Annotated in this window: 17 protein-coding genes and 1 tRNA gene; 9 read left to right on the top strand and 9 right to left on the bottom strand. The window is 35.8% G+C overall.

Annotated elements, in window-relative coordinates; all coding sequences use genetic code 11:
- Positions 1–55 precede the first annotated feature (55 nt).
- The 5 genes from ACY2V1_RS03980 to lon all read left to right on the top strand — a co-directional run bounded on the left by ACY2V1_RS03980 (position 56) and on the right by lon (position 6,277).
- A tRNA-Leu gene (locus tag ACY2V1_RS03980) sits at positions 56–142 on the top strand.
- 72 nt (positions 143–214) lie between these two features.
- The gene (gene tig, locus ACY2V1_RS03975; protein WP_461833502.1) at positions 215–1,564 is read left to right on the top strand and encodes a trigger factor; all 1,350 of its coding nucleotides are present in this window, start codon (positions 215–217) and stop codon (positions 1,562–1,564) included.
- 188 nt (positions 1,565–1,752) lie between these two features.
- Positions 1,753–2,334 (top strand): ATP-dependent Clp endopeptidase proteolytic subunit ClpP, encoded by a 582-nt coding sequence (gene clpP / locus ACY2V1_RS03970; RefSeq protein WP_461833501.1) that lies wholly within the window; start codon positions 1,753–1,755, stop codon positions 2,332–2,334.
- Between the two features lie 194 nt (positions 2,335–2,528).
- Complete coding sequence (gene clpX, locus ACY2V1_RS03965; protein WP_461833500.1) at positions 2,529–3,791, top strand: ATP-dependent Clp protease ATP-binding subunit ClpX; 1,263 nt, start codon at positions 2,529–2,531, stop codon at positions 3,789–3,791.
- A 35-nt stretch (positions 3,792–3,826) separates the two neighbouring features.
- Complete coding sequence (lon, locus tag ACY2V1_RS03960) at positions 3,827–6,277, top strand: endopeptidase La (protein ID WP_461833499.1); 2,451 nt, start codon at positions 3,827–3,829, stop codon at positions 6,275–6,277.
- A 13-nt stretch (positions 6,278–6,290) separates the two neighbouring features.
- On the opposite strand, the gene tgt is transcribed toward lon, so the two are convergent.
- The 4 genes from tgt to mgtE all read right to left on the bottom strand — a co-directional run bounded on the left by tgt (position 6,291) and on the right by mgtE (position 10,806).
- Positions 6,291–7,397: a tRNA guanosine(34) transglycosylase Tgt gene (gene tgt, locus ACY2V1_RS03955; protein ID WP_461833498.1), complete on the bottom strand. Its 1,107-nt coding sequence runs from the start codon at positions 7,395–7,397 to the stop codon at positions 6,291–6,293.
- Between the two features lie 510 nt (positions 7,398–7,907).
- Positions 7,908–8,660 carry a purine nucleoside phosphorylase YfiH/LACC1 family protein gene (locus ACY2V1_RS03950; RefSeq protein ID WP_461833497.1) on the bottom strand — a complete coding sequence of 251 codons (753 nt, stop codon included), beginning with the start codon at positions 8,658–8,660 and terminating at the stop codon, positions 7,908–7,910.
- A gap of 53 nt (positions 8,661–8,713) precedes the next feature.
- A complete protein-coding gene (locus ACY2V1_RS03945) occupies positions 8,714–9,424 on the bottom strand; it encodes a CinA family protein (RefSeq protein WP_461833496.1) in 711 nt (236 codons plus the stop codon).
- A gap of 2 nt (positions 9,425–9,426) precedes the next feature.
- Positions 9,427–10,806 (bottom strand): magnesium transporter, encoded by a 1,380-nt coding sequence (mgtE, locus tag ACY2V1_RS03940; protein WP_461833495.1) that lies wholly within the window; start codon positions 10,804–10,806, stop codon positions 9,427–9,429.
- Between the two features lie 344 nt (positions 10,807–11,150).
- Here mgtE and ACY2V1_RS03935 point away from each other — a divergent pair, with 344 nt between their 5' ends.
- From ACY2V1_RS03935 to ACY2V1_RS03920, 4 genes are all read left to right on the top strand, one after another.
- Positions 11,151–12,032: a CheR family methyltransferase gene (locus ACY2V1_RS03935; RefSeq protein ID WP_461833494.1), complete on the top strand. Its 882-nt coding sequence runs from the start codon at positions 11,151–11,153 to the stop codon at positions 12,030–12,032.
- A 20-nt stretch (positions 12,033–12,052) separates the two neighbouring features.
- Positions 12,053–13,273 carry an HDOD domain-containing protein gene (locus tag ACY2V1_RS03930; RefSeq protein ID WP_461833493.1) on the top strand — a complete coding sequence of 407 codons (1,221 nt, stop codon included), beginning with the start codon at positions 12,053–12,055 and terminating at the stop codon, positions 13,271–13,273.
- A 72-nt stretch (positions 13,274–13,345) separates the two neighbouring features.
- Positions 13,346–13,822 (top strand): chemotaxis protein CheX, encoded by a 477-nt coding sequence (locus ACY2V1_RS03925; protein ID WP_461833492.1) that lies wholly within the window; start codon positions 13,346–13,348, stop codon positions 13,820–13,822.
- A 67-nt stretch (positions 13,823–13,889) separates the two neighbouring features.
- Entirely contained in the window at positions 13,890–16,106 is a 2,217-nt protein-coding gene (locus ACY2V1_RS03920; RefSeq protein WP_461833510.1) for a vitamin B12-dependent ribonucleotide reductase, read from the top strand.
- Positions 16,107–16,175: 69 nt separating this feature from the next.
- Here ACY2V1_RS03920 and ACY2V1_RS03915 read toward each other — a convergent pair whose 3' ends face one another.
- The 5 genes from ACY2V1_RS03915 to ACY2V1_RS03895 form a co-directional block, all read right to left on the bottom strand.
- The gene (locus ACY2V1_RS03915) at positions 16,176–17,030 is read right to left on the bottom strand and encodes a hypothetical protein (RefSeq protein WP_461833491.1); all 855 of its coding nucleotides are present in this window, start codon (positions 17,028–17,030) and stop codon (positions 16,176–16,178) included.
- Positions 17,031–17,166: 136 nt separating this feature from the next.
- Complete coding sequence (locus tag ACY2V1_RS03910) at positions 17,167–17,553, bottom strand: hypothetical protein (protein WP_461833490.1); 387 nt, start codon at positions 17,551–17,553, stop codon at positions 17,167–17,169.
- Positions 17,554–17,902: 349 nt separating this feature from the next.
- Positions 17,903–19,546, bottom strand: coding sequence for an MraY family glycosyltransferase (locus tag ACY2V1_RS03905; RefSeq protein ID WP_461833489.1), 1,644 nt, complete (start codon positions 19,544–19,546; stop codon positions 17,903–17,905).
- Positions 19,547–19,566: 20 nt separating this feature from the next.
- Entirely contained in the window at positions 19,567–21,144 is a 1,578-nt protein-coding gene (locus ACY2V1_RS03900) for an exosortase C-terminal domain/associated protein EpsI (protein ID WP_461833488.1), read from the bottom strand.
- A 30-nt stretch (positions 21,145–21,174) separates the two neighbouring features.
- Positions 21,175–21,503, bottom strand: a 329-nt coding sequence (locus ACY2V1_RS03895) for an SPASM domain-containing protein (protein ID WP_461833487.1), incomplete at its 5' end; no start/stop codon positions are given.

Here is a 21,503-nt window from a genome sequence, read left to right as displayed (position 1 = left end):
ACATGTAGGTTAATGGATATTATCTTTTGCATGTCTGGTGTGTATATATTAGTAAGCGAGAGTGGCGGAACTGGTAGACGCACTGGACTTAGGATCCAGTGGCCAAATTTAGGCCGTGGGAGTTCGAGTCTCCCCTCTCGCATGTTTATAAGACTTTTCAGAGGGGGTCTCTGAAAGGTCTTTTTTTATATTTTTATTTAGGAGGAGTTAGTGCATGGAATATAATGTTGAAGAATTATCCCCTGTTAAGAGAAAGGTAGTGGTAAAGGTTCCTGCAGAGGAAGTAAATGCTGCTATAGACGCTGCAGTAGCCATGTTTAAAAAGGACCTTAAATTGTCAGGTTTTAGAAAGGGTAAAGTGCCTTCGTACATTGTGGAAAGCAGGTTTAAGGATGATATATATAAGCAGGCGGAAACAGATCTATTAAATGTGCATTTCAATGAAATTTTAGGAGAACTCAACTTACGTCCTGTATCAGAATTAAACCTTGATCCTTCTGAAGAATTTAAGAGGGGTGGGGATTTTAACTACTCATTTACCTTTGAGATAAAGCCTGAGATTGAACTTCCCGAGTATCATGGCCTAAAAGTTAAACAAAAAAAGGTTGAGATAAAAGATGAGCAGGTAGATAGAGCTATAGAAAATTTGAGAAATCAATATGCCAAATATGAGGTAGTTAAAGAGGACAGGACCCCTCAAAAGGGCGATAAAGTGGTGGTGAGCTTTAAGTTGTATGATGGTGACAAATTTCTAGAAGATGTTAGCCAGGACTTTTTTGAATTTTTCTATGGTGTAGGTGATGCACTTGAGGATTTTGAAAAATTAATAGCTGACCTTGTGCCTGGTGGAAAAAATCAAGGTGAGATAACATTCCCTGAGGATTTTCTGAATAAGTCTCTTGCAGGTAAAAAGATTAGAGCGGAAGTAGAGCTACATTCTATAAAGGAGAAGGTGCTTCCTGAATTGGATGAAGAATTTTTGAGCAAATTTGGTATGAGTTCTGTAGAAGAGTTAAGGGAGACAGTGGCCAAGAATTTGAAGAGAAATATTGAAGATATAGAAAAGTCCTTTGCCCAGAAAAAGCTGTTAGACGAGATAGTGGAAAAGGTGGACGTTGTATTACCAGATTCGTTAGTGGAAAAACAAATTCAGAGTATGGTGGAAAAGGAAAGAGACAAATTGGAAAGACAGGGTAAAGATCCTGATACCCTTGGCTCAGAAGAAGAGCTTAAAGAAAAATTTAGACCTGAAGCAGAATTAATAGTCAAATCTCAACTTATATTGCTTGAAATAGCAGAGAAAGAAGAATTAACAGTTACAAATGAGGAAGTAGAACAAAAAATTGCTATGACTGCTTATCAAATGGGTTTGGATCCCCAGATACTTCGTGAATTTTACATTAAAAACAATTTGATGTTTGCCTTAAGGGATAGTATCTTGGCAGATAAGGCCATGGAAAAGGTCTATGAATATGCCGAGATAGAATATGAAGAAGATACTGAAGACAAAGAGTCTTCTGAAAATAAAGGGGAAGAGGATAGCTCTGCAGACAAGGAAGAATAATCTTAATATTTCCCTGCCCTATAATTAAATCCACTCAAGAAAACCAGGGGAAAGACCAAATCTTTCCCCTAGTTTAAAAATTTTTGCCCTGTTCTAATATAATCAAAACTAGATACACCATATATTTTAGTTGTGTTTTGTATGTATTTAAGGCAAACTAATAAAAAATTTTTTTTAAGAGGTGCAATATGAACGTTCCAATAGTAATTGAGACAACTGGAAGAGGGGAAAGGGCCTATGATATCTATTCAAGATTGCTTAAAGATCGGATAGTTTTGTTAGGAACTGCTATTGATGACCATGTAGCAAATTTAGTTTGTGCACAACTTCTGTTTTTGGAGTCTGAGGACCCAGAAAAGGAGATAAATTTTTATATAAATTCACCTGGTGGTTCTGTTACAGCTGGTTTGGCCATATACGACACAATGCAGTATATAACTGCCCCAGTGGCCACTTTATGCCTTGGACAGGCTGCAAGTATGGCTGCTGTGCTGCTGGCCGCTGGAGAAGCTGGAATGAGATATGCTCTGCCCCATAGTCGAATACTTTTACACCAGCCCATGGGTGGGTTTCAGGGACAGGCCTCTGACATTGACATTCAGGCAAAAGAGATTATTAGACTAAAAGGGATTTTAAACGATATACTGGCCAAACACACGGGAAATGACATAAAGAAGATAGAACAAGATACAGACAGGGATTATTTCATGGGACCAGAAGAGGCCTTGTCCTATGGAGTTATTGATAAAATTTTGACAAAGAGACAGTAACAAGTGTGGTATATTGGTGTATTGGTATATTGGTGTATTAGTGTATTGGTATATTGGTTCATTCCTTTTTCCTGTTCACGAATCACGAATTACGAATCACGGTTATTGGTGTATTGGTGAAAAACCACTAACCACTGTACCACTAACCAGTATACCACTAACCAATATATTATATGGTTTGAAGAAGGTGAGTTATGGGAAAAAACAAAAACATGGATAATACCACGAGATTTAGGTGTTCATTTTGTGGTAAGGATCAAGATCAGGTCCAGAGGTTGATTGCAGGACCTGATGTATTTATTTGTGATGAATGTGTGGCCCTTTGCAATGAGATTTTAACTCAGGATAAGATCAGTGATGAAATTGAGGAAGGTCAATTAATTCCACCTAAGGAAATAAAGAGGATTTTAGATGAATATGTAATTGGTCAAGAGCAGGCCAAAAAGATACTTTCTGTAGCTGTTTATAACCACTACAAGAGAATTTATTATCAGGAAGCCATCTCAGCCAATGATGTGCAATTGGACAAAAGTAATATTTTGCTGCTCGGCCCAACAGGTACAGGTAAGACCTTGCTTGCAAGGACTCTGGCAAATATTTTAAACGTTCCATTTGTTATTGCTGACGCCACAACACTCACTGAGGCTGGATACGTTGGAGAAGATGTGGAAAATATCTTAGTGCAACTTTTACAAAATGCAGAGTATGACATTGAAGCAGCCTCTAAGGGTATAGTGTATATAGATGAAATAGACAAGATTTCAAGAAAGTCAGATAGTGCTTCCATTACAAGAGATGTATCTGGTGAGGGTGTGCAGCAGGCATTGCTTAAAATAATTGAGGGTACAATGGCAAATATCCCACCAAAGGGAGGGAGGAAACACCCCCAACAGGAATATATTCGTCTAGATACAACAAATATCCTCTTTATTATGGGTGGTGCGTTTATTGGGCTGGATAAGATCATTGAGAGGAGGCTTCAGGGAAAATCAATGGGCTTTGGTGCAAATATTTCCCGTAAAAAGGAGAAGAAAATAGGCGAGATTTTAAGGGAGTGTCAGCCAGAGGATTTGATAAAGTTTGGTATGATCCCTGAATTTGTTGGCAGAGTTCCTGTTATAGCGGCCCTAGATGAGTTGCAAGAAAATGATTTGATTAGGATATTGACTGAGCCTAAAAATGCCCTTGTGAAACAGTATGAAAAGTTGTTTGAATTAGAAGGTGTTAAACTTACCTTTACTAATGGGGCTTTAAAGTCAATTGCAAAAAAGGCCATGGAAAGAAGGACAGGAGCTAGAGGGCTCAGGAATATAATGGAATCTGTTATGATGGATATTATGTATAAGCTTCCTTCTTTAAATGGGGTAAAAGAATGCATTGTAAATACCTCTGTAATTGAGGATGGGAAAGATCCTCTTTTATTTTATGATAAGAATAAAGAAATAAAAACTGCTTAAAAAGGATAAATTGTCCCTGAGGAGGAACTTACCTGATGAGTGAAATAGTGCATGAATTGGATAAAGAAATAAAATATAGCGAACTACCACTAATGACCTTGAGGGATGTAGTGATATTTCCAGGTGCAATTATGCCCCTTTATGTTGGGAGAGTTAGCTCTATAAAGGCAGTAGAGAAGTCTCTAAATGAATTTGATAGATGGATTTTTTTGGTAACTCAGAAAAATCCTGAGATTGAAATTCCCCAAAAACAAGAGCTATATGAAATCGGGATAGTTGCAAAGATACTTCAACTCTTGAGGCTCCCAGATGGAACTATAAAAGTGCTTTTCGAAGGAATAAAAAGGGCTAGGTGGAAAGCTGAGGATCCATTGTTTGATAAATCAGGAAAGTTTCCAATTGTGAGTATTGATGTTCTGGAGGATATAGAGTCTCCTTCAGATGAAGTAGAGACTTTAATTAGACTTACTAAAGATGCCTTAAAAAAGTTCGTCAGAGCTTCGAGGAGAATTGCTAAAGATGCCCTAAAGTTGATGTTAGATATCCGTGATGCTGGTAAATTGGCTGATGCAATTATTCCCCATTTAAGGGTTGGCTTTGAAAAAAAACAAGAAATATTGGAGGAACTAGATCCAGTAAAGAGATTAGAATTGGTATATGGCTTTTTAGTAGGAGAAATAGAATATTTAGAAATTGAGGCCAAGATAAATGACAGAGTAAGACAACAAATAGAAGTGAACCAGAAGAATTACTATTTAAATGAGCAATTAAAGGCAATCCACAAAGAAATGGGGTTGGAAGAAGATCCATTTGAAGAGGTTGAATCTTTAATTCAGCAGCTCGAAGAAAAGAACATGCCTGAAGAGGCAAAAGAAAAGGCCCTGGCAGAGATAAAGAAACTCAAACAAATGCCTCCTTCTTCTGCAGAATACACAGTTGTTAGGAATTACGTTGATTGTATCTTGGATTTGCCTTGGGATGAGATCAAGGCAACGGAGATCGATATAGAACAAGCGGCTAAGATACTTGATGAAGACCATTATGGACTTGAAAAACCAAAAGAGAGGATTTTAGAATATCTGGCAGTTCAAAAATTAGTGGACAAGGTGAAAGGTCCTATCTTGTGTTTTGTTGGCCCTCCTGGCGTTGGAAAGACCTCTTTGGCCAGGTCCATTGCAAGGGCAATGGATAGGGACTTTGTGAGGATATCCCTTGGAGGCGTGAGGGACGAGGCTGAGATTCGAGGACATAGGAGAACTTATGTTGGTGCCTTACCTGGAAAGATAATACTTTCTTTGAGAAAAAAGAAATATAATAATCCTGTGATGTGTTTAGATGAAGTAGATAAAATGTCCACAGATTTTAGGGGTGATCCATCAGCCGCCTTGCTTGAGGTTTTAGACCCAGAACAAAACTATGCCTTTAATGACCATTATCTGGACTTAAACTATGATCTATCAAATGTCTTTTTTATAACAACTGCAAATACCTTACAGACTATCCCCTGGGCACTTAGGGACAGGATGGAGATAATTCATCTCCCTGGATATCTGGAAGATGAAAAGGTAAAGATTTCCAAATATTTTTTAATTCCAAAACAAATGGAGAGACATGGTATAAAAGATAAAAATGTAACCTTTTCCGATGGTGCAGTTATTGAAATTATCAGGAGATATACAAGGGAAGCAGGAGTAAGAAATCTTGAGAGGGAAATCGCTTCAGTCTGCAGAAAGGTGGCCAAAAAATTAGTGGAAGGTAAGGATTTAGAGAAAAAAATTACAGTGACCAAAGCTTCAATCCCAACATATCTTGGTGTTCCCAGGTTTAGATATGGAGAAAAAGAAGAAAAGGCACAGGTTGGACTGGCTACTGGTTTGGCATGGACCGAGTTGGGCGGAGAGCTCTTGATGATAGAAGTGGCAATTATGGATGGGACTGGCAAGATAGAAATAACAGGGAAAATAGGCGAAGTGATGCAGGAATCTGCAAAAGCAGCATTTAGCTATGTGAGGACCCGATCTGAATTACTGGGGCTCAAGCAGGACTTTTACAAAGACGTTGATATTCATATCCATGTCCCTGAAGGTGCGACTCCAAAGGATGGTCCATCAGCAGGCATAACTATGGCAACTGCTCTTGTTTCAGCACTGCTTAATATCCCTGTTAATAATGATGTTGCAATGACTGGAGAAATAACCCTCCGTGGTAGGATTTTGCCAATTGGTGGACTTAGAGAAAAATTGCTTGCAGCCCACAGGGGTATGGTTTCAAAGGTTATTATCCCTAAAGAAAACAGTAAGGATTTGAAGGAAGTTCCAAACACTATTTTAAAGGATTTAGAGATAATAGAAGTGGAACATATGGATGAGGTGTTGCCAATTGCACTAAAAGATATAAAACCTAAAGAGGTCTTCAAAACTTCAAAAGAAATTATACCTATTTCTTATAGGCTTAGAAAGGATGAAGTTTCTCACAAGACCCAGTAAAAAAAAGAAAATCTTATTCCTTGCCAAATATATTTAAAAATTTGTCCTTAAAAGCAGAAAACTTTTTTTGTTTAATGGCCAGGCGTGCCTCTTTTACAAGGTTTAGATAGAATGCTAGATTGTGAATGGTGTTTAATCTATATGATAGTAATTCCTTAGTAGTATATAGGTGTCTTAGATAGGCCTTTGAAAAATTTTTGCAGGTGTAGCAATTGCAGTGTGGATCTAAGGGAGAATCGTCTTTTTTAAATTCTTTCTTCTTTATATTTATTTTCCCAAGGGAGGTATAAAGGGTACCGTTTCTTGCATTTCTTGTTGGTAGGACGCAATCAAACATATCAACTCCAAGTTCAATTGCATTTATAATATCCATTGGTTTGCCCACACCCATTAGGTATCTGGGTTTTTTCCAGGGGAGAAGGGGAGTAGTTATCTTAAGCATCTCAAACATTATTTCCTTGGGTTCTCCTACACTTAAGCCGCCAATTGCATAGCCATCAAAGGGTATTTCAATTATTTGTTTGGCACTCTCCTGTCTTAATTCTCTAAAGAAGCCACCCTGAACTATTCCAAATAGCAGTTTTGATGTGTCATCTCTGGAGATATATGCCCTATGCGCCCATTTAGTGGTAAGTTCTAGTGATTTTTTTGTATAATTGTAGTCAGCCCCATAGGGTACACATTCATCTAAGACCATCATTATGTCAGTTCCTAGATTTTTTTGAATTTCAATTACATTTTCTGGGGTAAATAGGTGTTTTGAGCCATCTATGTGGGATCTGAAAACAACTCCTTTTTCTGTAATTTCTCTTAAAGCGGATAAGCTAAAAACCTGGAATCCCCCGCTGTCTGTGAGAATAGGTCTGTGCCAATTCATAAATTTGTGGAGGCCGCCTAATTCCTTTATTAACTTGTCTCCGGGTCTGAGATAAAGATGATACGTGTTTGAGAGAATTATCTCTGCTCCAATTGAATACACATCGTGGGAGGATAAGGCCTTGATAGATGCCCTGGTTCCAACTGGCATAAATATGGGAGTATTTACTATACCGTGTCTGGTTTTTAATCTTCCAACTCTGGCGTCACCATCTGTGTGTAATACTTCAAAAACACTGCTCATTGATTTACCTCTTAGTTTGGACATAAAAAAGGCCGAAACCAATTTTAAGTTTCGGCCTTGTTTTACAATCAAGTTATTTTTATTTTATCCGCAACTGCTACAAGATGCACATCCATCATTTTGCTGAGATGATAATTTAGATAAAACTCTAAACCCCCATGGACTACCGTCAATCTCTACTGGAGCTACTGATTCCAGGAGATTTTTGTCAATTATAAATGTGTAAGGTTCAAACACAAATACTTCATCATTTTCCCTTTGCTCATCCAGAGCAAGATTTAATTGCCCCCCACCTCAGCCAGGTGCCAGATACACCCTGATGGATGGTATTTCCTTTTTGTTTTCAAAGTGCTGATCTAGTAGTTCTCTTGCATCTTCTGTTAAAGTTAGCATATCTTCCTCCTGCTTTATTTCTACCTAAATTTTGATAGAAAAGATTAATAATGTTCCTCATATTTAACACTCAAAATAGGGCATAATATCAATTTTGTCAATTAAATATTATAATGATTAAATTCCATTACCATTGGATATCCAAATAATGCTCCCCTGTCTACCACAAACTTTTTCCCTTCTATATGAGTAGAATAATTCATCCAGGCAATATGTACATAAATCAAGCCTATAAATATTTTTCTCTGGTAGACCTGATTCTCTTAATTGATCATAGGTTATATCCCATAAGTTTAATTTTTTTGTTTCTGGATTAAAATATTTTTTAAATTTATTTGGAAATTCGTTATTAAAGTTATCGAATTCACTGTGTTCAGGGCAAAGACTAGGACCCCTTATTGCAACAACATGGTCAGGATTGAGATTATATTGGTTGCAAAAAGCATCTATCCATTGTTTAATAAATTCGCCCCTATTTGCTCGCCAACCCACATGAAATCCACCAATAGCACTACCTGTTTTATCGCATACCAGTATTGGCTGGCAATCTGCTGTCTTTATCATAAGAGCCAAATTTTTTTTAGATGTGATGACTGCATCTCCTTCAAGGGAGAACTGCTCTAAATCTTTTGTATTATCTAAGCATATAAGTTTGCTTCCATGTACTTGCTTTAGCTCGATTAATTTATTTATCTTGAGCTGTTTTTCTATATCCTCTCTATTTTTTTTGACAGAAGTTATATCGTCTCCAACATCAAAGGAGAGGTTGGCTGATGAGAACCTTCCTCTACTATAACCTCCCTTTCTTGTTGTAAAAACACATTTTACTTTTGATATCCCAGGAAATTTGAAAGGAATAATTTGGATCATAAATTTTGCTACATATGGTTTTATATTATAAAAAATTGAGCCAAAAGTAATAGTTATGTGTTTTGGTCTGTCTTGTGTCTAATAATTTCAAGTCTTAAAAGATTTAAGGCAAGATATACAAAAAATATTTTGTTTTTATCTCTCGTCCCGCAATCAAATGTATATCTTTTGGATTTTATATTATTATGCCAGGCTATAGCTACACATAATGTGCCAACTGGTTTCTCAGAACTACCACCAGTTGGTCCTGCAATGCCAGTAGTTGCCAGGCCAATGTGCGTATTTAATTTTTCCCTTATACAATGGGCCATAAATTTTGCTGTTTCTTCGTGTACTGCACCAAAATTTTTTATAATTTTTTCTGGAACACCTAGAATCTTTATCTTTGCTTCATTTGAGTAAGTTACTGCTCCTAACATAAAATAGTTTGAACTACCAGAGACCTGGGTAAGTAAGTGGGAGATAAGTCCGCCAGTGCAGCTTTCAGCAACAGATATAGTGAGTTTTTGTGTCATTAAATTTTGGGTCACTTCTTCTATTAAGCTAAGTCCCTTGGTGCTTACAATTATATCTCCAAATGAGATTTTTAGCTCAGCTATTAGGGCCTGGGTTGTTTTTTCATGTTTGCTTCTAGAAAAGATTTCCAGAATCACTTCTGGGAATCTATCTATTTTTTTTACAGTCACATGATTACTTTTTTCCAATGTGGTGATTAATAAATTGTATTTAACCTTATCGTATGGAAATATAGTAAGTTTTGGCATAGTTATATTCCCAATATGGTTTTGGCTGTTGTAAAGAAAATAAAAAGGCCTGTTATGTCCACTATGGTAGTAAGTGCAGGACTTGCTATTACTGCTGGGTCTTTTTTGAATTTTGCAGCTAACAAAGGAAGTAGAGCTCCTATAAGCGTAGATGTAATTACCTGCAATGCCAGGGCAACGCTTACTGCTAATCCTATTTTTGATAGCGGTATATGCTGAGTTGGATTTGTAAGCGCATAGAAATATACCCTGACAAGTGCCACTAACGCAAGTATTACACCAAGGAGGAGAGATATGTTAAATTCTTTATGCAAAACCTTTAAAAAATCTCTGGGGGTTATTTCTCCTAGCGCCAGGGCCCTAATGACTAAAGTTGCCGATTGGCTGCCTGTGTTTCCACCAGTATCCGCCAGCATTGGCATAAAGGTAGCCAAAATGGTAAATTGCATAATTACGTGTTCAAATCTTTCCACAACAAATCCAGATATAAAACCTAAAAGCGCCAAAAAAATAAGCCATCCACATCTATTTTTAAAGTGCTCAATAACTGGTGTTTTCATATATGCTGCTGCCTCATGTTCACCTGCAATAGCCATTAATTTTTCCATGTCTTCAGTATGTTCCTGTGTAATTATGTCCATTGCGTCGTCGTAGGTAATAATGCCAACAAGGGCATTATTTCCATTTACAACAGGAAGCGCAATGAGATCATATTTTTGTATTTTTCTTGCAACCTCTTCCTGGTCGTCTAATACGTGGGCATAAATCAAATCCCTATTCATGATGTCTTTAATTAATGTATCTGGTCTTGCAAGTATCAAGTCTTTTAATGACACAAAACCAAGGAGGCGTCTTTCATCATCAACTACGTAACAATAATAAATAGTCTCTTTATCTGGCGCTTCCCTCCTGAGTCTCTCAATAGCCTCCTTAGCAGTAATATTTGGTGGCAAGGTGGCATAATCAGAAGTCATCACTGACCCTGCAGTGCCTTCAGGATAAGATGAGAGTTTTCTTATATCTTCTCTTTCTGCCTGTGCAATTGCAGGCAAGAGATTTTCCCTGAGATCTTCTGGAAGTTTTTTTAACAAATCAACCCTATCGTCTGGAGACATCTCAGATATTAATTGAGCCAATTCTTGTCGTGATAGATTCTGGGTCAATTTTATTTGTAGGTCTAAATCAAGATGACTGAATATTTCAGCCCTAAGATCAGGATCTAAGATTTTTAGGACATTCCAGATTTCTTTGGGAGATAAGGGGGAAATAAATTCAGCAACTAAGCCAGGATGGGTGCTACTGCAAAATTCCTTTATTGCTTCAGTGTTATTTTTTTTTAAAAATTCTTTGATTTCTGGGACTAACAGAGGATTTTTGGTCATGGTCCACCTCCAGGAAACCCAGGACCTATCCCCAGGCCCTGGAGATGGGACTTTTATTTATCTCACATCTATAAAGGCCTGGTGATATGTCCTGTTATGTTTTTGATTATAGCTCTTGATCTTCGACTGTCAGGATCAACCATTCTATCTCCTCCAGTACTTGTTCCTGTTGAAAAACTTTATGTACTCTAGGGCTATTATAAAAAAAAATCAAGTTTTTGTTCTGGTTAGAGAGAGTTTTTGATTAATGCTAGAAATGATTGTTGAATTTTTCTTGTTCATTTGTTAGAAGTTATTACTGTTATGACAGTACACAAAATTTATAAGGAGGCGGGATTAATAGTATGGCAATAACTCTTTCAATGAGAAACCTATCTCTTAGAAAAACACCAAAGTTATCAAATGAAGAGTTTAAACAGTTAACTGGTTTTATATATGAAAAAACAGGCATATCAATTCCTCCCAGACGAAAATACTTAATTGAAAATAAATTGGGGAAAAGACTTAATGAATTAAATATAAAAACATATTCAGACTACATAAAGTATTTAAAATTTTCCCCTAAAAAAGAAACAGAATTTAAAAAATTATGTGAGTTGATTACTATAAATGAGACCTGTTTTTTTCGTGATATAAAACAACTGACTCTTTTTAAGAACATAATTCTGCCAGAAATGTTAAAAAAAAGGCAGGACCAGGGCTCTAAATCTCTTACTATATGGTCTGCTGGGTGTTCCAGTGGTGAGGAACCTTATACCCTAGGAATTATACTCCATGAGGTTTTAAAGGTATCTATTATTGGTTGGAATATAAGGATTTACGCAAATGACCTTTCGCCAGCGATGCTCTTTAAGGCAAGGAAAGGGATTTACAATGAGTATTCTTTGAGGACTACCCCTGAGAATATTAAAAAGAAATATTTTACAGTGACAAAAGAAGGATACAAGATCCATCCAAAGGTGCAGAAACTGGTAAATTTTCAATTAATCAATCTGGCAGATCCAAGAGACGTAAAAAAAATACCCAAAAGCGATATAATATTTTGTAGAAACGTAATTATTTATTTTGATGATGCAGTTAAGAAAAAGGTTCTTTCCCATTTTTATGAGAATTTAAAGGATGATGGGTATCTTTTTTTGGGTTATTCAGAAAGTATTCATAGAATAACTAAATTATTCAAGCCACAAATAAAACCTGGTGGTATTGTGTATCAGAAAAATCTGTAAGTAATATAGGGGGGATGGTAGTGAAAAAAATTTGTGTTGAATATATTGTTCCTGGAATGATACTAGCAAAGCCTGTTCAGGGATTAGATGGATCTGAGCTTTTACCTGAGGGAACAGAGTTAGGGGAAGAGGAGAAAAAAGTTTTAGAGGATGCAGGGATCGATTACATATATGTCACAGCAAGAAGTGAGGAGTCTGAACAAAGTATACTGCAAACAGTGGCACAAGAATATGCTTTTAAATTTTTCATGTATGTAAATCCTGATAATAAATTATTTGTTGAATTATTTAATATAATTGTCGAGTTAATATTTGATGCTCTTAAAAAAGGCTGGGAGCTTCCTTGTGAAGATTATATTAGGGCAAAAAGTGTTGAAAGGATGAGGGATCTTTTCTTAAAGGATATGGGGGGCCCTGAAGACATTGTGAAACATGAATTATCTTTGGCGTCATTTCCTGACGTGTATTTTAGGCTAAAAAAAGTGTTGGAGAACCCATCTAGTTCAGCAAAGGATATTGCTGAAGTGGTGAGTTCTGATGTGGCCCTGACAACAAAACTCCTAAAATTAGTGAATAGTCCTTTATTTGGTTTGACTCAAAAAGTGGATTCTGTAGAGAGGGCAGTTAGTTTAGTTGGGGAGGAGGAGTTATCGAATTTGGTGTTGGGGATTTCAGCTATAAGATATTTTAAGGATATCCCACCGGAGCTAATGGATATGCAGACCTTTTGGAAGCATTCTTTAAGCTGTGCTATTTTTGCGAAAATTATCGCTTCTAACTATAGAGATGTAAATGACGAGGTCTTGTTTACAGCTGGTTTACTTCACGATGTGGGAAAATTGATCTTGTTTAAAAATATGCCTTATTCGTCAGTAGAGACCCTGGTGTTTGCCAGAGAGAATATGGTTCCCATGATGGAAGCCGAAGAATATGTCCTTGGATTTACCCACACTGATATTAGTAAGTTGCTCATGAATAGTTGGCAGTTCCCAAACACGATTAATGATATTGTTTCCAACCATCATAACCCAGCAGAGGCATCGTTTGAGACAGGTGCTGCAATTGTGCAACTAGCGGACAACCTAGCCAATGCAGTGGGAATATCTTATGGAAATACTTTTGTGGTGCCTGGAATGGACGAGAATGTCTTTGACAAGTTGAATTTTCCAGTAGAGAAGTTAAAGCCAATTGTTTTGAAACACAATAAATTGTTAAATGACTTACTCAGTGCTTTGACGTAGTATGTTCTTTTGATGCGGTGTTGTTTATAGATTTTTTTGATAAAGTTTTTCAATAAAGTAGTATGGATAATTATGCCCAGAAGTTATGATGTTAATTTTATTAATCCATTTTTAAGTGCCGTGATTAATGTGCTAGAGACAATGGCCAATGTAAAGGTTAAACCTGAGAGGCCATATATAAATAAACATAGAACAGCTATAGGTGATGTTACTGGTATTTTGGAGATTTCTGGCTATATGAATGGGGTTATTTCTCTCACTTTGACAAAGGATGCTGTTTTAACAATTGTAAATAATATGCTTTTTGAGAATTATACTGAGATTAATGATGATATCGCAGATGCAGTTGGTGAGCTTACAAACATGATCTCTGGACAGGCAAGGATCCAGCTATCTGAACAGGGTATGAAGTTCCAGGCAGGAACTCCTAAAGTTATCATTGGTAAAGGTAAAAAGCTAGATCACATCAAGGATGCACCAATACTTGCCATCCCCTTTAGTGTAAATACTGGTGGTAACGTAGTTGTAGAAGTCAGTTTTGAAATGTAACAATAATCTATTTCCGTTCAATTCTTTTAACTCTGTTAAAAAAGTTAATATTATGACTACACACAAAATGATATTAAATAAGAAAAAAAATATTGCTACAATGTTATTTAGTGAAAATGCAAAGATAGTTTTAGAAAAGAGATACTTGAGAAAAGGTCCAGATGGAAAACCCATTGAGACCATAGAGGAGATGTTTTGGCGAGTGGCAAAGAGTGTTGCTGAGATAGAAGCCAGGTACAAAAAATCTCCTTATTCTCCTGATGATCTGGCTGTTAAGTTTTATAATCTCATGGTTTGCAAAGATTTTTTGCCCAATTCTCCAACCCTTATGAATGCTGGCACAAAGTTAGGCCAGCTTGCTGCTTGTTTTGTCCTGCCAGTTGAAGACTCCATGGAGGGAATTTTCGATGCCATAAAATATGCTGCACTTATTCATAAATCTGGAGGTGGCACGGGCTTTTCTTTTTCAAGATTAAGACCCAAAAATAGTAGAGTTGGATCAACAGGAGGAATTGCTTCTGGTCCAGTTTCATTTTTAAAAATATTCAACACAGCAACAGAACAGGTAAAGCAAGGAGGCACCAGACGAGGTGCCAATATGGGCATACTTCGTGTGGATCATCCTGATATTCTTGAATTTATCAGGGCTAAAGAAAAGGAAGGAGAACTTAATAACTTCAATCTATCAGTTGCCCTTACTGAAGAATTTATGGAAGCGGTTCTTTCGGACAAGACCTATTCTTTAATCGCTCCTCATACTGGAGAGAAAAAGGGAGAACTCAGGGCAAGAGATGTTTTTGACCTTTTGGTTAAGAAGGCCTGGCAAAGTGGTGATCCTGGGATAATTTTTTTAGACAGGATAAACAAGGACAACCCCACACCCTCCCAAGGGGAGATTGAGAGCACTAACCCTTGTGGTGAGCAGCCACTTTTGCCATATGAAGCATGTAATCTGGGATCTATAAATTTAAGCAACTTTTATACAGAAGACACCGATGAAAAAATTGACTTTAAGCGCTTAAAAGAGGTGGTACATCTTTGTGTTCGCTTTTTAGATAATGTAATTGACTTATCTAAATATCCCATTGATAAAATTGATGAAAAGGTACGGTTAAATAGAAAGATTGGACTTGGCATAATGGGATGGGCAGATTTGCTTTTTAAAATGGGGATCCCTTATAATAGTGAAGAAGCAATAAAGCTTGCTGAAAAGATTATGTCCTTTATTGAGAAGGAATCAAAAGCTGCTTCAATAAAGCTTGCTGAAGAACGTGGTCCATTTCCTGCTTATGAGGAATCTATTTATAAATTAAGAGGGGAAGGACCTTATAGAAACGCAACTACAACCACAATTGCCCCAACAGGGACATTGTCAATAATAGCAGAATGTTCATCTGGAATAGAACCTGTTTTTTCCCTTTGCTTTTATAGGCATGTGATGGATGGGGAAAAGCTGTTGGAGGTGAATAGGGTTTTTAAAGAAACATTTGAAAAATTTGGTCTATATTCAGAAGAATTAATAGAAGATATCCTTGAGAATGGAAGTATCCAGCACCTAGACTATATTCCAGATGAGCTAAAAAGGATATTTGTAGTGGCCCACGATATAGAACCCATGTACCATCTAAAGATGCAGGCTGCCTTTCAAAAATACACTGACAATGCAGTATCTAAGACTGTTAACTTGCCTAATAGCGCAACTATAGAGGACGTTAAAGAAATTTATTTAGAGGCTTATAAACTTGGAGTAAAAGGGGTCACAGTTTTTAGGGACGGCTGTAAGTCGTCTCAGGTATTAAACCTAAAGAGAGATAAAGGGAAAGAATCCAAGGTCAGACAAAGGCCTGACGTGGTTTATGGGTTTACCCAAAAGGTAAAAACAGGTCTTGGGACTTTATATCTCACTGTTAATGAAGTTGATGGTAAGCCCTTTGAAGTATTTGCGACAATTGGAAAGTCAGGAAGGTCTATTACAGCCAAAGCAGAGGCAATTGGCAGGCTTGTTTCTCTGGCCCTTAGGTCTGGAGTAGAAGTGGAAGAAATAGTCAGGCAACTCAAAGGTATTGGAGGAGAACATCCTGTTTTTCAGAAAAAAGGCTTGCTTCTTTCAATTCCAGATGCAGTGGCATGGGTATTAGAAAATCATTATATGAAAAAGAAAAATAGAAATAATTCTCAAATGGAGCCCTCTTTGAAAAGACCTGTATGTCCAGAATGTGGAGAAGAGATTACTTTTCAAGAAGGGTGCATGTTGTGTCCTGCTTGTGGATATACTAGGTGTTAACCTACTGCGCTGAAAAGAAAATCCTCAAATTTACTGACAATTGATGTGGCCGAGAATTGCTTCAGCACGTCATTCCATAGCCCTTTTTAATTTACTCTCAAACTCCTCCAAAGAATTACTTCGCAAGGCCACCCTGAACAAACCCTTTATCACTTCTCTATCCTTAATCTCCTTGATTTTCCGAACTATGGTCCGCGGCACTATCTCAAACCGCTCCTCCAGGGCATTTACTAACATCTCCTGGGCCTCCAACAACAATCCCTGCTGCATACCAGCTTCATACCTTTCCTGACCTATTAACTCATATGCTGCTGACTCTATCATGATATCCCTCCTCCTTTGTAACAATTTTAATGCCATCTCTTCTGATACCAAACCCGCCATAATTGTCATCCCTGTCAACATATCTGCCTTGTATGCACGACTTTCTTCTCCCTCATATATCCCCCTCTCTGCCTCTTCTACCAACTCACTGCCTCCCTTCATCAACGGCACAAAGGGATACAAACATTTAACTCCCTTTCTCAATACCTCTTTTGCTTCCATTTCATACAACTTTACCAATTTATACCTGAAATCAACCTCATTGTCATGATAATAATCCTTTACTCCGTAACATCGCCTTAATTCTATCATTATTGTTTCTATCTCAAGCCCTTCTTCCAGCAAGTGACGACATCTCGTCTCCAGTGTCCTCAGTGGCAAATATTTCTTCCATGCGGTTATCAGTTCCAGTAACACCATCTTCTCTGTCCCATCTTCAAACAGGGCCTTTAAAACAAAATCTGACCTCCTTACTGACGCTGTCTCCTGGGGACGTACCTCTATGAGTTCAGCATCCTTTACCCTCAACCCACACAACTCTTGCAATACTGCCTTCCTGCAATGTGACAATATTACCTTTGACGCTATATCATACTGCATCCTCAACTCCTGCTTTTCCTGAAACTAACCTCTCATCTCTTCTCTATCAAACTAATTAATTGCTGAAGAGCATTATTTGCATGTGCCTTTTTTATGCTCACTTTAAATGCCATCTCTTCTGAGACATAGGGATGTGTTACAACAGATTAAAAGATTTTAAAATTTCTGCAAATTCACTATTTTTTTTGGCAAATGTTCGGAGAACTTCTATCAAATTTTGGAGCCGACCCTCCTTTTCAATTCTTTCAATGGCCTCATATCGAGCCTGACGAATAATTGTGCGCCTATCCCAGAATGCAAAGGCTATCACCGCTGCAGTCAAAGTAGTAAAAATTCCAGTTAACATCCATAAAAAATTCATAATCTGTTCAAAGCGTTTATCCACTTGTTCAAAACGTTTATCCATTTCCCGATACAAGGTATCAAAACGCTTGTCCATGTAATAAATAATAAATTGAGTATCCTTTGACAACCCCATAGGTAATGGTGTCTTAACCTCAGATTTTGCATTAGAGGCAATCACGCCACCTGAAAATAAACTGTTAAACTCAAACAAAATATAATTGTAATTATTAGAATATACCTTTTTATCATTTTAACACCTCAGTATTATTTACATTTTCATTTGACTTTACCTTTTGTTTATATTTATGTCAAGTTGCTGTTGAAATTCAAATATGTTTTATATTAACATTAACTTATCCTCACCATTAATCAATAATCCCTCTTCCTTGTTTACTTTTCTAGGTCTATAGATACTTTTCTCAACAAAGGGTAGGACTGATTTAGGCAGCAGTATAATTTGTTATCTACTGACACTGATTACTGTTATCTGTTATCTGTGTGTGATCTGTTATCTACTGACACGATTGTTAAATCGCACAAAATCCTCTTATTATAATCGCAATAAGAACTCCAAGTATAAAAATAATTAATGCTTTTCTCTCTTTTCTGAGTTCTCCTATTAAAACTTCATAACCAAAAAGTATAATAAGACTTTTTGCTGCAATCATACCCACTTTGTGAATATTTATATTATCAGCAGGAATTATAAATAAACTTGTTATAATTAATAAGATTAAAATATCCATTGGGGTTACATAAAATCCACTACGTCTTCTTGTAAGTTTTATCGTTAGAACAGAAAAAGTAGTTACTAAAAGAAATAATAAGTTATAACCTATTAATAAAGAATGATTAGTTAAGACATAGCTATTTTGTTCACCTAAGAAAATTAAATAAGGAAAAAACATATATGCTATTAATCTTAGTAAAAGATTCAATATCTTTCCAGTACCAATACTAATTAATAATAAAATTACTATAGCTGTTGCAACAATAGATAAATATTTTGGTATATTTGCAGGCACAAAAGAAATAAAAACCATTAAAACAGGAAGAAAAATTTTTAAGGCAAAAAAACACCATTTAATAAAAAATCCCTGTTCTCTAATATCTCTTAATTTACTTTTTAAGTTTGTTATAAACTCAAAACGTACGAGTTTATAATCTCTTTTTTCAACAAAAATAAAAAATAATATCGTTAAAACAAGAAAAATAATAAATCCAAGTAAAATTATTATTGACGAAGATGTTCTAAAAATAATAGCCCAAAGAATAAATAAAAATTGTAATGTATAGAGAACAACTACTGCTTCTGTATGAAATAAACCAAGACGAATCAATTTATGATGAAAATGGTTTTTGTCTGCTTTAAATAATGGTCTTTTTTCCATCATCCTCTGAGTCATTACTGAGAGGGTATCCAGAATAGGAACTCCAAAAATAAGGGCTGGCAAAACAGGGCTTAAGGCAATACTTTCTTGAGTGAGCTTTATAGCCAATATTATTCCACTAAATCCAAGCAACTGGCTCCCGGTATCTCCCATGAAAATGGTTGCTGGATATGTGTTAAATCTCAAAAAACCCAGAATACTTCCTATCATGGATGCACAAAAAAGTAAGATAATAGGCATGTGAACTAAATATGCAAGATAAGCGATACATGAAAATGCCAACAAACAAATCCCACCTGCCAGTCCGTCCAGACCATCGGCAAGATTAATGGCATTAGTAATACCTACAATTACAACCAGGGTTAACAAAAAGCTAGACCAATCAGAAAGACAGAAATCTTCAGGAAGAATGTTTCCAACAGATAAAATTCTAACCTTACCATACACTATTAAAACCACGGCTGCTATTATTTGAGCTGAAAATTTAGGTTTATACCCTAAAGAGAACAAGTCATCTAAAACACCAAAAAACACAATTATCCCACATCCAATTAAAAAGGCATAAAAAAATTCATTTTTTGGTACCCACATAAAGGTAGTGACAAAAAAAGCCAGGGCCATGCCAATCCCGCCAATTCTCGGAACAGGCCTCTCATGCATCTTTCTTTTAGACGGCAAGTCCAACAGTAGATTGTACTTAAGAGCAATTCTATAAAGAACTGGAATGATAGATATAGTGATAAAAAAAGAAATTATAATAATTGTAAAAACTACAGTCATAATGGTAATCTTGTTTAATATTATTTAAAAGATAAGACTTTCTGGGATTTGAAAAATTTTAGCCATTCAGATTCAAAATCTCTCACAAAACCATTTAATCGCTTTTGAGCATCTTTTATTGACTCGTTTTCTTTTATGATAGTATAAACATGAACTGTAATGTCATAAGTATTATCTCTTTTCAATGCAGATAAAGTCAAATGAAATCTATTTTCAAATATATTACGAGAGATTTTATCTTTAGTCTGAAACCAGAAATAGACCAATTGTTTTTTTCCCATCTTTGAAACTAATAGTCTGGTAACAACAAAATTGTTATATCTATAAGAAACATTAGGGATTTTATAACTTGACTTTTCCAAGATTTTCCATCCACTTGAAGGTAAACATACTGTTGGACTATGGAAAAATTCTTCAGATTCCATAAAAGGAGTGCTTCTATAACCAATATATAAAGAAACCATTTCATTTTTACTATTAATATACGTGGCCTGAAAAGATTCTTCAGCTCCAGAACGCTTTATTATTTCTGGATCAATAGGAGTAAAAACTCCATTCCAATCTTTAAAGTGTAGAGGAAAAGAGTTAATACCATTAGCCAGTTTTATTCTAGGTAATGATGTAGTGCAAATAGAACTAATAAAGAGTATACATAATAATGTAAAAGTTAGACAAAAAGGATAAAGATTATTTTTATGTTCATTTTTAGTATATTTACTTTTTTCATTTTTGTGGTTCTTGCTAGCTGTAAAATCTTTATGTTTGGGAGGTAAAAGATTCAATATATAATTTAAGCCAATTAACAGCCCAAAAGATAAAATAAAAATAAACCATCCTGAGAGTTCATGATAAAAACTTTCTACCACCTTGGGACTTACCCATTTATAAAGAATAGCAATAATTCCAACCCTAAGACCGTTCATAATCATTGAAAGTGGTAATGTGATAAGAATAAGAATTAGTTTTTTAAACCAATGTCTTTGAGAATAATGAGCATAAAGAATGGCTACAGCCATTAAAGGCAAGACATACCTTAACCCACTACATGCATCTACAACATGAAGTTGAGTATCTCCCAAATCAATAATATTTCCTTCTACATGGACTGGAATTCCAGCTAAAGAAATAATATAAAATGCTAGTTTAGAAGAAATTAACTTCAAAGATAGAGTAAGAGGAGCATAAATATGCTGGGGGAGAGGAATTACAAAAGCAAGGATTATTAAAGGAATAAATAAGACTTTGAAGATATCTTTTCCATAACAAAAAAGGGTAATAGAGACTATCCATAACCACCACGAAATTCTTGCTGCAGAAATATCAGAACCTAAGACACCGTATATGGAAAATAAAAAATTAAATACTATTAAAACCAGACCTGGCCAATAGGGTTTTATGGTTGTGTTTGATAAATTTTTTCTTTTTTCCCAAACTAGATAAGCTACTATAAAAGGAATAATTAATGCGTAACTGAAATCATCGCTATTAGAAACCTTCTTAAAAATTCCAATCAAGGTTGGATAATAAATAACCAAAATTAATATGGCTAAACTAATGAGTTGGAATGGAATCTTTTTTAAAAAAACTAATTTAGTCATAACACTATTATTTCCTAGACTTTTTCAATGTTAATATTGTATTGGCCTTTTAAAAAATTTGTGTTTTATTATCCACCACGAAGGTTTCCATATGTATTTTTTCATCTGATAAGCCACGCTTCCTATCATCCAGCATCTTTGATCGCAATTTTTTATTTTCTTTCTAATTCTTTTAGCTTGTGGGCCATTCCATATTTGTTCAAAACTGTTTTTATGTAAATTTCCCATAACCTCATCCATTACATTGCATGGCCTAATATTCCCATAAGGATCTAAAAAGAAAGCATCAAAACCCATCTCGCAAGGCAAAAGACGAGGTCGTCCTAAAATATAATTAATGATACCATAATTAAAATAAG

The sequence above is a fragment of the Desulfothermus sp. genome (assembly GCF_053993635.1).
This window is presented reverse-complemented; position numbering and strand designations above follow the sequence as displayed.